Below are 11,995 nucleotides of genomic sequence, written 5' to 3'. Positions count from 1 at the left end.
GTTTTGTGCTGCGGCCAGCCCGGCTTGCATTTGCTGGGCCTGTTTCATCAGTTTTTGCAGATTCATGTCGTATGGTCGGTTTTGTAAGTTCAGGAGATGATTCGGGCGTGGAATTCGTCCAACGCTTTTTGAATGAGCGGATCTTTGTAGAAAATTTCGGGATCGAGTTGTGTGGAGGGAGCATCGCTCGGCGGCTCGGCGGCTGATGAGGGGGGCGGAGCCGTGTTGGGCTTCGGTTTGTTCTGGGGAGTAGGAGCGGGCGGCGGCGGGGGGGGCGGAAGCGGTTCCAGAGCTTCTTCCATGGGGGCGGGTAGCGTGCTGTCCGTTTCGACGCGCAGGTTGAGGTTGCGGCCTGTGAAGCGCTGCACTCGCGTTTCGATGAATGTTTTGACTTCTTCACTCAACAAGGTGTCGCGTCCTTCAATGTCTTCCGGGTGGACGGCGACAATGAAGAAGTTTTCTTCTTCACTGATGAATTCCGCATGGCTGATGAAGCCTGCCTGCAATGGTTTGGCCTGGTGCAGGTCGAGAAAAATTTTCTTCCATATGTCGATGGTGAGCGGTGAGATTGAAATGTCGGCTTCGGCGACGTAAAGGGTATCCGGTTCGCTGCCGAAGAAGGGAGGAGCATCGTCGATGGGTTCGAGGCTTCTTGTCGGCTCGGGTGCAGCTGCCGTTGCGGGCTCATCGAAGCTGTCGGGCATGGGGTAATGCTGCTCGGGAAGCGAGGGTTCCGAAGTGGCTGCCGCCGGTATTTCGATGGATGGTTCGGGCACCGGCGGTTGAGCAGGAGCTGGGGTTTGCGGCGTATGAACGGGTTCGGGGATTGAAGCCGGTATCTCAGGCTGCGGTGCAGGTGATGCGGTGGGTGCAGTGTCCGGTCTGTTTTCGGGCAGAGAGACGGTGGGCAGCGCTGTCGTGGCAATGGGGGTTTCCGGCAGGGGGGCGCCTTCCAGTGCCCGGATGATATCGCTGATGTTGGCTTCCGACAGGGAGTGGACAGCCTGGATCAGCCCCATTTCGAGGTGGAGCCTTTTGTTGGATGACCAGCGCATGCGTTCTTCCGTGGAAGTCAGTACTTCCATCAGCCGCAGGATTTTATCCGTGGCGGTTTGGGCGAGCAGTTGCTGCAAGGGGCCGCGCCAGTGTTCGGGGATGCTGTTTTGCGTTTCTTCCGGTGCTACTTTGGCGACGAGCAGTTCGCGCACGGCGCTCATGAGCTCTGTGAGGAGCTGGGCCATGTCGCGCCCGGCTTCTGAGAGTTCGTGTACGAGGTGGAGCAGGGAGGGGAGTTCCCGCTGGAGCATGTAGGCGAGTGCGCGGGAGACTGTTTCCCGGGAGGTGACGCCGAAGATGTCGTTGACGTGTTGTTCCTCGATGTTACTGCCGCAGAAGGAGACGAGCTGGTCGAGCATGGACTGGGCGTCGCGCATGCCGCCGTCAGCGACGCGGGCAATGCCGAATGCAGCCGCTTCTGCGAGAGTTACGCCCTCCTTGGCAGCGATGTTCATCAGGTGCTCGGCGATGACGGGGGCGGGAATCGGCCTCAGGTCGAAGCGCTGGCAGCGGGAGAGGATGGTGGGAAGGATTTTGTGAGGCTCCGTGGTGGCAAAGATGAATTTGACGTGTGGAGGGGGTTCTTCAAGCGTTTTGAGCAGGGCATTGAAGGATTCCTTGGTCAGCATGTGTACTTCGTCGATGTATACGATGCGGAACTGGCCCCGGGAGGGGGCGAACTGGACGTTGTCTCGCAGGTCGCGGATGTGGTCGATGCCGCGGTTGGAGGCGCCGTCGATTTCCAGTACGTCGAGACTCCGGCCTTCGGCGATTTCTTCGCAGATATCGCAATGCGGGTCGAAGTCGGCTTTGGGTCCGTCCGGGCAGTTCAGCGCTTTGGCGAAGATGCGGGCAGTGGATGTTTTGCCCGTTCCTCGGGGGCCGACGAAAAGGTAGGCGTGAGCCAGGCGGTTCTGTTCGATCGCGTTGCGCAACGTGCGCACAACGTGTTCTTGTCCGAGGACGTCGTCGAATGTCAGGGGACGGTACTTTCTTGCAAAGACCTGATAGCTCATCGGGTGCGGATTCTCCCATATTTTACCTCCCGGAGCAAGGCAAATCGGCGTCAGGCCACGCATTTGAACGGGTTGCATGTTTGGCCTTTTCGGCGCTGCGGGATTGTGCTAGGCTTTTGTTTGAGAAATGGATGCTGAGTTGCTGGATACCGGATGCCTTTCGCTGTTGAAGAAGGCGGGATCTGTGGTTGTCGGATTGAGCGGCGGCCGCGATTCCGTTGCTTTGCTGCATCTGCTGCATGGGGCTGGGCTGCAGGTGGTCGTGTGCCATGTGCATCATGGTATCCGTGGTGCGGATGCGGATGCGGATGCGGCGTTCTGCCGGATGATGGCCGATGCGCTGGGTGTGGATTTTGTGGAAAAGAGGGTCGATGTGCCTCGTTATGCGGGGGGACGGGGGCTTTCGCTGGAGACGGCGGCGCGTGAGGCTCGCTACGAGGTCTTCCGGGAATGTACGGCGGCCTGCGGTACGCCTTATGTGGCTCTAGGGCATCATCGGCAGGATCAGGCGGAGACGGTTCTGTTCCGCTTGTGCCGGGGAAGCGGTGGGCATCTGGGGATGAAGCCGATAGCCTGCCGGGAGGATGGTCTGGTATTGGTGCGTCCTCTGCTTGATATTCCGAGAGAACAATTGACTGCTTATCTGGAAGGAAAGGGGATTCCCTGGCGGGAGGATGCCAGTAATGGCGAGGCGGATGTCGTGCGCAACAGGCTTCGGTTGCAAGTGCTTCCTCTGCTGGAAGATATCATGGGCCGGGATGTCGTGCCGGTCATCAATCGCAGTGCGCGCATTGCGGAGGAAGCATCTGCGGCTCTGGCGGCGGCGGTTGCTGCGCTGGAGGTCGAGGATCCGCAGGGGAGGCTTTATCTGCCCAAAGTGGCGGCGTATCCTGTGGAATTGCAGAAGGTGATCGTGCACCGATATCTGAAGCGGCAAGGTGTGAGGAATGTGTCCGAAGAGGTGGTGCTGGCGGTCGTATCGATCATCCGGCCCGGCAGCCCTGCGCGCCTTTCGTTGCCGGGCGGGCGCGTCGCCCGGAGGCGTGAAAAACGGCTGTTTCTGGAATGAAGGATGCAGGGAGTCGCGAGAATTTGAAAAATTAGACTTGCATTCGCTGGCAAATCCTGTAGACTCCGTGCCGACTTAGATTTAGTCGAGCTGTAGCGCAGGCTGGTAGCGCGCTTCGTTCGGGACGAAGAGGTCGCAGGTTCGAATCCTGTCAGCTCGACCAATTTAATTCATTTCTGGAGTTTGGTTTTTTTTGGAATGTATCCAGTGGTGCCCATTTGGCATGAATCATCAACGGAACCCGCTTTTTCTCCTGAAAACCTTCCTGTTTTTTCTGTTTTTCACACCCCTCAAGGAAATCCCAAATTATGTCAGGTCATAATAAATGGTCCAAAATCAAGTTCACCAAAGCCAAGGAAGATGCGAAGAAAGGTAAAATCTTCGCCCGTTTCTCGCGTGAAATCACTCTGGCTGCCCGCAATGGCGGTGGCGATGTAGATACCAACCCCCGCTTGCGCGCGGCGATCGAAGGAGCCAAGGCCTGCTCCATGCCGAAAGACAATATCGACCGCGCCATCAAAAAGGGGACGGGTGAACTCGTCGGCGAAATCATTCAGGAAATCGTGTACGAAGGCTACGGCCCCGCCGGAACGGCCATGCTCGTGGAAGTGGCAACGGACAACACCAACCGTGCTTCCTCGGAACTCCGCACCCTCTTCTCCCGCAACGGCGGCAACATGGGTACTCCCGGATCTGTCGCGTACCAGTTCGACCGCAAGGGCGAAGCCCGCATCATTGATGAAACCCTTGATGAAGACGGCGCCATGGAGCTGGCAATGGAAGTCGGTGCCGACGATGTCGGCGAAGGCGACCAAGACGGCGAATGGGTCTTCGTTTGCAGTCCGACCGATTTGAGTTCCGTCTGCAGCGGTCTGACATCCGCCGGGAAGAACGTGACGGGCATGCGCCTGATCTCCGTGGCACAGAATACGGTCGAAATCAAGGATGTGGACACGGCCCGCAAGGTGATGAACCTCTTCGAACGTCTTGACGACTACGATGATGCGATGAATGTGTTCTCGAACTTCGACATCTCCGAGGACATCCTCGAACAGCTTTGATCAGCTCATTCATTTGCGGCCGGAACGTGAAAGTTCCGGCTGCGGTTTTTTTCTTCCCGAGACATGACAGACCCTGATACGAATCGCGCCGCAAGCGATGGGGAATCCCGCCCTCCTGCCAAACCCAGGAAGAGTGCCGTCCGCAAGACCCGTGCCGCCGAGGCGGCTGATATGGAAGCCGTGCGCAAGGAATCCGGACAGGATGAATCCGTTCCCGCACGCCGGGTATCAAGGACAACGCGGAAGGACAAAGTCGCCGAAACGCCCGCCGGAGAAATCCCTGTTGCAACCGAACTTCGCAACGAAACTGCCGCTCCACGCCATGACGAACGGGAAACCCGAAACGACGAGCCCCGGAGGGAACGCCAGCAAAGGCCCGTGCGCGAGAACGGCAACCGTGGCGGCCAGCGCCAGTTCCGCCCCCAGTCCTCCGATCAGGGACAGAACGGCACGGGAATCCGCACGGTGCGCGAATCCTACCGCCGCGACGGTAAGCGCACATTCAACAATAACGACGGGCAGACCGGCCGTGGTGATTATCAAAACCGTCAGAACGGACAAGGCGGAAAGAACAAATTTCGCAACAACCGCAATCAGAATAACCGCAACCAAAACGGTCGCGATAACAACCGGGACAACAACCGCAGCAGCTGGGACGGTAGCCAGCCCGCACAGAACAATTATGTGCCCGTCGGCGAACCGGAGGAATTGAGCGGTCTCCTTGAAATAACCCCCAAGGGATACGGCTTCATCCGCACGCCGGAAACGGACTTTGCCCAATCGCGTGAAGCTGTCTATGTGCCGGTGGAAATGATTCAGAGCTACCAGCTCCGCCCCTGCGTCTGGCTCAAGGGCAAGGCTCAGAGATACGAACGAGGCCACCAGATGGTTTCCATCGAAAGCGTGAACGGGCAGACGCCCGAAGAAGCGGCAAAAAATCCCTATTTCGAAGATCTCAAAGCCGTCAACCCCACCCACCGCCTTGCTTTCGAAACGGTGCCTGAGCGGTACACGACCCGTACGCTCGACCTTGTTGCCCCCGTAGGCCGCGGCCAGCGCGGTCTGATCGTCGCCCCTCCCCGCACCGGGAAGACGACCCTTTTGCAGCACATTGCCGAAGCCGTGCAGGAGAACTACGAGGAAGAAATGCACCTGATGATTCTTCTCGTGGACGAACGCCCGGAAGAAGTGACCGAGTTCAAGCGCGGCATTCCCGGAGCGGAAGTCTATGCCTCCTCGAACGATAGCCATGTGCGCGACCACTGTCGCCTTGCCGAGCTGTGCATCGAGCGTGCCAAGCGTCTCGTCGAAGCCGGAAAGCATGTAATCCTGTTGCTCGACTCCATCACCCGCCTTGCCCGCGCCTACAACAACGCGGATCAGGGCAGCGGCAGAACCATGTCCGGCGGTATCGATGCGCGGGCGCTGGAAATGCCCCGCCGCCTGTTTGCCGCCGCCCGCAATACGCGAACCGCAGGCTCCCTCACCATCCTCGCCACCGCCCTCGTGGAAACGAACAGCCGCATGGACGATCTGATCTTCCAGGAATTCAAGGGCACGGGCAATATGGAACTCGTTCTCAACAGGCGCATTGCCGAACAATACATCTACCCCGCCGTAGACATCCTGAAATCCGGGACGCGCCGCGAGGAGCTGATCCTGTCCGAGCTCGCCCTCGAAAAAACACGCCTGATCCGGCTCGCCCTTGCGGGGCACAAACCGGTGGAGGCCATGGAGCGTTTGCTCTTCTTCCTGAAGAGGTACCCGAGCAACGCCCAAATGCTTCTGGACCTCAAATCCAGAGCGTAAATCTTATCGTTATGTTTTCGGATGAATTAGACAGTCTGATGGCTTCACCGCCTCCGGCGGTGAGGAAATTGATGCGCCTGCTGGAACCCGCTACCGATGCGGAACTGGAGGCCATGGCGCAGGAGAGCAGAAACATCACCCGCCGTTTCTTCGGCTGCACCCTGCGCCTCTTCGCCCCCATCTACCTGTCCAACGAATGCATCAACAATTGCAAATACTGCGGCTTCTCGCGGGACAATCCCATCATCCGCACCACGCTGACCGTCGATGAAGTCGAGCAGGAAGCCCGTTACCTCTACGACCAGGGGCTGAGAAGCCTGCTGCTCGTGGCCGGGGAGCATCCCAAGTTCGTTTCCGACGGCTATTTGCAGGCATGCCTGGACAGGCTCCGCACGTTCATTCCTTCTCTGGGACTCGAAATCGGACCTCTGCCGGACGACCGTTATGCGGAAATCGTCCACCACGGAGCCGAATTGCTGACCGTGTTTCAGGAAACATACAATCGTTCCATCTACGAAACGCTGCATACGGCAGGACTCAAGAAAGACTTCGTCTGGCGCGTCAACTGCCCGGAACGCGCCTATGCCGGAGGATTCCGGCGAATCGGGATCGGCGCTCTCTTCGGCATTGCTCCGTGGCGGCAGGAAGCTCTCGCTCTTGCCTGCCATGTGGATTACCTGCTCAAGCATTGCTGGAAAGCCCAGGTATCCATCTCCTTCCCCCGCATGCGCCCCTATGCGGGCAATTACGAATACACGCCGGATACCGAGCTGATGCTCGACGACCGCCACTACGTGCAGCTTCTCTGCGCTTTGCGCATCTGCTTCCCGCATGTAGGCTTCACCGTCAGCACGCGTGAAACTCCGGCCATGCGCAATGCGCTGATGAACATCGGCGTCACCAGCATGTCCGCTTGCGCCAAGACTGAACCGGGCGGCTACACCGGAGCCGGGCTGAACCGCGCCCATATCACCCTGCACGGTGTGCAGAAGGAATTGACGGAGGAACAGCGCAGCCATTGCACCAAGGCGACGGAGCAATTCGCCATCTCGGATGAGCGGAGCGTACCCGAATTCATTGAAGCCGTCCATGCCGCCGGGCTGGAACCCATCTGGAAGGATTGGGACGACAGCATCAACATCAGGTAAACTCCGTACGCCCGCATCCCGGCGCCGTGTTGCGGAACGGGATGCAGGCTTGATTCCGCTGGGCGGCCATGTTATCCAAGAGGGCAGATATGACTCTGCCTCTTCTTGTCGTCGCCACGCGCAATGCTCATAAAACGGAAGAAATTCGCCAGATGCTCGCCGGACTGTACGAAGTCCGCGACCTTTCCTCCTATCCCGAAGCCCCCGAAGTCGAGGAGACTGGAGAGACGTTTGCCGAAAATGCCGCCTTGAAAGCCGTTTCGGCTTCCCGCGTGATTCCCGGTATCGTGCTGGCCGACGATTCGGGCCTGTGCGTCGATGCGCTGGGCGGCTTGCCCGGCGTGCGATCCGCCCGTTTCGGCGGTGAAGACGGCAACCATGAACTGAACAACCGGAAGATGATGCAGGATCTGGCGCGCTTCGCGGACGATGTGCCGATGGCGGCCCGCTTCATGTGCGTGATGGTGCTGGCGAAGGGTGGCGAAGTGCTGGGTGAATTTTCCGGCAGTGTCGAAGGCTCCATGTTGAAAGAATTGCGCGGAGCAAAGGGATTCGGCTACGATCCTCTTTTCGTTCCCGAAGGCCATGAGCGAAGCTTTGCCGAGTTGACGGGCGAAGAGAAAAACGGCATGTCCCACCGCGGTCGTGCGCTGGCGAAGGCGGTCGAGTACCTGCGCGGGCGTCAATAAGCCGTCCGGTTGAGAAGCTGCTCGCCTCGGGCGGCACAGAAGGCGATGCACGCTTCGCATGGGCGGCTTGCATAATAGGCTGCCGTGCGTGCTTGAGGCCGTGCCGATTCCTGCACATCGTTTCCAAGATGCAACAGGTCTCTGCATATCAGCGAGCCGTGCGCTTGCTCGAATTCTGCCGCCAGTGAGCGGATCAGTGAGAAAATGGCTTCCTTGTCATCGAGATCCGGCGTCGTATTGCCCCGGACGAACCCGGCCACCATCGCCAGAGCCGAAAATGCGCCGCAAACGCCGCGCATCCGTCCGATGCCGGCGCCGAAACCTGATGAAAGCTTCAAGGCGGCGGGTACGGTAAGTTCGAGATCGTCCGCAAAGGCGGCCAGCACGGACTGGGCGCAGTTGTAGCCCTGATGGAAGAAATCCAGAGCGCGTTCCGGATAAGTCATGAGTTGGTGCGGCGGTTCAGGTGAGCGAGGAAAAATAGCGGGAACATTCCGCGGGGGAAAGCTGGAACTTGCGGCCGAACAGGCAGCCGGAGTCCCGCGCCGCCTGCCAGTCTTCCGGAGCCAGATCGCAAGGAGAAGGCGCATTGGCGAAAGGCCATTGGAGATAGCGATGGTTGCCGACGGTGTGGATCGGGAATCCTGAGCGCATCAGGCATGTCTGGAAGAACATTTCATCGCTGCAGAACGTATGCTTGAAAAACCGCACCATGCGGCGGTGGCTGTGCATGTAGGCAATCACGGCATCCATGGCATCTCCTGTCAACGAGAACCATTGGGCGCCTCCATAGAACCGTTCTGCGGATCTGAATGCCGGCCGGCGAAGCTTCAACCGCAGCCACTTGTTCGTATACAACCAGAAATAATCCTGATGCAGGCGGGTGTGTTTGCTGACGATGAAGGAGGGATAGTACACTTGCAGCCTGTGCATGCCGCCGTCGCGTTGCCCCCATTGGCTGCGGGGCATCGGCTCGCATTCGATGAACTGCGTTTGGCTGGCATAGGCATCGTCCAGAATGGCATCCATCGCCTTCATGGAGCGCAGAGGCAGGCAATGGCCGCTCAGCAAGTGAAAATAACGGTATTGCCTGCCTGTGTGCCTTGCCTCCTCGATCATCTTCAGAGTTGCCTCAACCTGTGTCCAGCCTCCCCAGTCGACGGCGGCAGGATGGCGCACCAGATGGATATTCGCCGTTTGGCGGATCAAGTGGCCGATGGCGGACCGGGCATCCGCATGAATGAAGACATCGTGGCCTCCGTCTGCAAGATACTGTGCGAGAGCGTTGACCTGATGGGGGCGGTCATGGCACTGGATCAGATAGGCGTCAATCATGGCGTTTGGATGTCAATGGTATTTGCCGATGATCCCGGGGTTCTCCTGTACACGAGCCAGGGGACAGAGCGCAAATTGTCGGCAAACAGCGGGCGGTATCCGCATTCCCGCAAGAATGCGTCTATTGAGGGCATTTCTTCCTGTTTGACGTCGGAGAGATTAACGAGAATGAATTCGCATCGGTGTTCACGCACGTATTGCCGTTGCAACGTCTTGCCCTGCGGGTCGAAATTGACGAGCTGGTATCGAGGTACATTGGGAATGATGCCGAGCCTGCGGTAGATGCCGTTGTCGAAACAGCCGAAACAAAGAACGGTCGGATGGGCTGATTCCTGCGAAATGGCCTGAGCCAGATCGGCGAGTTCCTGCTTCTGCCGCTTGAGAGTCTCCAGAGAGAAATCGGGCGTTTTGCCACGGTCCGTAATCAGCGAAGAAGCTTCGCGGGAGAGCAGGAACAGAAAGGCGATGCAGCATCCTGTTGCTGCAGCCCGGCGCAGGAAGGGAAGGGTACGATCTCCCATGTCGTGCAGCAGATAAATGACGCCGAATGTGGCGAAAGGAATCAGCGAGAGCAGGTAGTAGGCTGAGAACATGCTTCCGGCAAAGACGGCCAGATACATGGCGATGAACGAGACGGGCAGGCCGATGCGCCTGAAGCGGGAATACCCTCTGGATGCGGCAGCAATCCAATAGGCCATCCCCGCCAGAATGAGAAGTATGTAGTCGGGATAGTCCATGACGCCGCGCACGAGGTAGAAGATACGGTTGCTCGTCGATTCGGTGACGTGGTAGGTATGAAAAACGATATATCCCTCCACATAGGCATCCAGTGCGCCGTGCCATGCGAAATAGGCGATGCAGGGGATAAGAATGAAGGCTGCGCCGATGGCGATCATGCCGGCGCGTTTGCAGGCCGCTCTGAAGCCGAGGTGGCGCCACGCTTCCGCAAGGACGGCGAATGCAAGGACGAACCAGAAGGAGGCCAGGGTAAATTTGCACGCCAGAAGCAGGCCTCCAAGACACCCGAAGATGCAGAGTTTTTTGAAGGAGCATGTATCTTTGCCCAGAATGAGGAAATAATAGATGCCCATGGCAATCATCGGCATCGTGAACTCATCGCCCATGGCTCCTGTGAGATACATTCTTCTTTGGAAAAGGATGAAGAAAGACATCAGCAGGGTGCCAGCCAGTGCGTGGGTGCGATTGAGGAAGAGGCGCGCCGTGCGATTGATATAGTAAAGGGTCCATGCGAAGAAGGCGCAGGCAACCAGCCATTGGCCGATATAGCCGTCGCTGTCGATCAGTCCTCCTATCCCGTTGAACAGGAAGATGGGCATGCCTTTTCCGTCGAAGAGGTCACGGTAGGGAACGAAGCCGTCGAACATGGCCTGCCCGATCGTCAGATACATGTTCGGACTGGGGCAGGGGTTGAAATCGAGCTTCGGCGAAGAGGTGTTGAAGTAGTAGAGAACGGCAAGGCCGTACACGAAAAAGAAGAGTACGGAAAGAGGCCGTTCCCGATTGTGGATGAACTTGCGAAGAGAGTCCGGAGCCATTCGGGTTGCCATCGTATCATGCCGTCTTGCAAAGTCAAGGGGAACATAGCTTGGGCTTGACTTTTGAAGCTTAAGGGCGCATTCTGCGCAGGTCCATGAGTGCGAAAAACTACAAGATCGCGGTATTGGCGGGCGATGGTATCGGCCCGGAAGTGATGTGCGAAGCCCTGCGTGTGCTCGAAGCCTTGAGCCTCCGGTACGGTTTCGGCGTCACATTGAGCGAGCAGTACGTCGGCGGTGCGGGGATCGACCATGCAGGCAAGGCCCTTCCGGATGAAACGCTGCGTGCCTGCGAAGCGGCGGATGCCATTCTTTTCGGCTCCGTAGGCGGCCCGAAGTGGGAGAACCTGCCGCCCAACGAGCAGCCCGAGCGCGGCGCCCTGCTGCCCCTTCGCAAGCATTTCGGCCTTTATGCGAATCTGCGTCCCGGCATTTGCCTTCCGGCTCTGACGCACGCTTCCCCGGTGAAGAACGAACTCATCGAGGGAGGTTTCGACATTCTCTGCGTCCGCGAGCTGACGGGCGGCCTTTATTTCGGCCAGCCCCGCTACCGCAAGGAGATCGATGGCGAAGATACCGCCGTGGATACTCTGGTGTACCGGAAGAGCGAGATCGAGCGCATCGCCCGCGTGGCCTTTGAAGCCGCCCGTGGCCGCCGCAATCTCCTGACCAGCGTGGACAAGGCCAATGTGCTGACCAGCTCCATCCTGTGGCGCGAGACGATTCTTGAAGTGGCGAAGGATTATCCCGAGGTGGAAGTGCGCCACATGTATGTGGACAATGCCGCCATGCAGCTCGTGCGCAATCCGCAGCAGTTCGACGTACTCGTGACCGAGAACCTCTTCGGCGATATTCTTTCCGACGAGATGGCCATGATCTGCGGCTCCCTCGGCATGCTGCCGAGCGCAAGCCTGTGCCAGGGCAGCAAGGACAACGGGCTGTTCTTCGGCATGTACGAGCCTTCCGGCGGTTCCGCTCCCGACATCGCGGGCAAGGGCATTGCCAATCCCATCGCCCAGATTCTTTCTCTGGGCATGCTGCTCCGCTATTCGCTCGGTGAGACGGCTGCCGCCAACGATATCGACCGCGCCGTGCGCCGGGTGATCGACCTCGGCTACCGCACGGGCGATCTTGCCACGGGTGCGCCGAACGAGATCCGCGTCAATACCGCCGCCATGGGCGATGCGATCATTGCCGCTCTGTAAGGCTTTTGACACCGGGCGGCGTGAGAATGCCGCCCGTTTTTCTTCTTCGCC

Annotated in this window: 10 protein-coding genes and 1 tRNA gene; 7 read left to right on the top strand and 4 right to left on the bottom strand. The window is 58.7% G+C overall.

From position 1 onward, the window contains the following. Window positions 1-89: 89 nt before the first annotated feature. The gene (gene dnaX, locus AC781_RS03445) at window positions 90-2,150 is read right to left on the bottom strand and encodes a DNA polymerase III subunit gamma/tau (protein WP_245741016.1); all 2,061 of its coding nucleotides are present in this window, start codon (window positions 2,148-2,150) and stop codon (window positions 90-92) included. Between the two features lie 49 nt (window positions 2,151-2,199). Here dnaX and tilS point away from each other — a divergent pair, with 49 nt between their 5' ends. The 6 genes from tilS (at window position 2,200) to rdgB (ending at window position 7,848) form a co-directional block, all read left to right on the top strand. Continuing rightward, window positions 2,200-3,141 carry a tRNA lysidine(34) synthetase TilS gene (gene tilS / locus AC781_RS03440; protein WP_067773551.1) on the top strand — a complete coding sequence of 314 codons (942 nt, stop codon included), beginning with the start codon at window positions 2,200-2,202 and terminating at the stop codon, window positions 3,139-3,141. An 86-nt stretch (window positions 3,142-3,227) separates the two neighbouring features. Beyond that, window positions 3,228-3,304: transfer RNA gene (locus AC781_RS03435), tRNA-Pro, on the top strand. A gap of 145 nt (window positions 3,305-3,449) precedes the next feature. Next, window positions 3,450-4,202: a YebC/PmpR family DNA-binding transcriptional regulator gene (locus AC781_RS03430; RefSeq protein WP_067773548.1), complete on the top strand. Its 753-nt coding sequence runs from the start codon at window positions 3,450-3,452 to the stop codon at window positions 4,200-4,202. A 63-nt stretch (window positions 4,203-4,265) separates the two neighbouring features. Further along, the gene (gene rho / locus AC781_RS03425) at window positions 4,266-6,011 is read left to right on the top strand and encodes a transcription termination factor Rho (RefSeq protein WP_197677895.1); all 1,746 of its coding nucleotides are present in this window, start codon (window positions 4,266-4,268) and stop codon (window positions 6,009-6,011) included. 38 nt (window positions 6,012-6,049) lie between these two features. Further along, window positions 6,050-7,159, top strand: a complete 1,110-nt coding sequence (locus tag AC781_RS03420) for a radical SAM protein (RefSeq protein WP_246777957.1) — start codon at window positions 6,050-6,052, stop codon at window positions 7,157-7,159. Window positions 7,160-7,248: 89 nt separating this feature from the next. Beyond that, window positions 7,249-7,848 (top strand): RdgB/HAM1 family non-canonical purine NTP pyrophosphatase, encoded by a 600-nt coding sequence (rdgB, locus tag AC781_RS03415; RefSeq protein WP_067773541.1) that lies wholly within the window; start codon window positions 7,249-7,251, stop codon window positions 7,846-7,848. On the opposite strand, the gene AC781_RS03410 is transcribed toward rdgB, so the two are convergent. Genes AC781_RS03410 through AC781_RS03400 form a run of 3 tightly spaced genes read right to left on the bottom strand, consistent with a single transcriptional unit; the run spans window position 7,842 to window position 10,739 of the window. Next, window positions 7,842-8,294 (bottom strand): C-GCAxxG-C-C family protein, encoded by a 453-nt coding sequence (locus tag AC781_RS03410; RefSeq protein WP_067773538.1) that lies wholly within the window; start codon window positions 8,292-8,294, stop codon window positions 7,842-7,844. The genes rdgB and AC781_RS03410 overlap by 7 nt on opposite strands. A 16-nt stretch (window positions 8,295-8,310) precedes the next feature. Continuing rightward, window positions 8,311-9,183, bottom strand: a complete 873-nt coding sequence (locus tag AC781_RS03405; RefSeq protein WP_067773535.1) for a beta-1,6-N-acetylglucosaminyltransferase — start codon at window positions 9,181-9,183, stop codon at window positions 8,311-8,313. Then, window positions 9,180-10,739 (bottom strand): glycosyltransferase family 39 protein, encoded by a 1,560-nt coding sequence (locus tag AC781_RS03400; protein ID WP_067773532.1) that lies wholly within the window; start codon window positions 10,737-10,739, stop codon window positions 9,180-9,182. Before AC781_RS03400 ends, AC781_RS03405 begins: the two co-directional genes overlap by 4 nt. A 95-nt stretch (window positions 10,740-10,834) precedes the next feature. Between AC781_RS03400 and leuB the strand changes: the two genes are divergently transcribed. Continuing rightward, on the top strand, window positions 10,835-11,944 hold the full coding sequence (leuB, locus tag AC781_RS03395) for a 3-isopropylmalate dehydrogenase (protein WP_067773530.1): 1,110 nt from the start codon (window positions 10,835-10,837) through the stop codon (window positions 11,942-11,944). The last annotated feature ends 51 nt before the right edge of the window (window positions 11,945-11,995 follow it).

Source organism: Neoakkermansia glycaniphila, assembly GCF_001683795.1.
Classification (GTDB): domain Bacteria; phylum Verrucomicrobiota; class Verrucomicrobiia; order Verrucomicrobiales; family Akkermansiaceae; genus Akkermansia; species Akkermansia glycaniphila.
The sequence above is the reverse complement of the archived record's forward strand: the minus strand, read 5'-3'. Positions and strand labels throughout refer to the sequence as shown.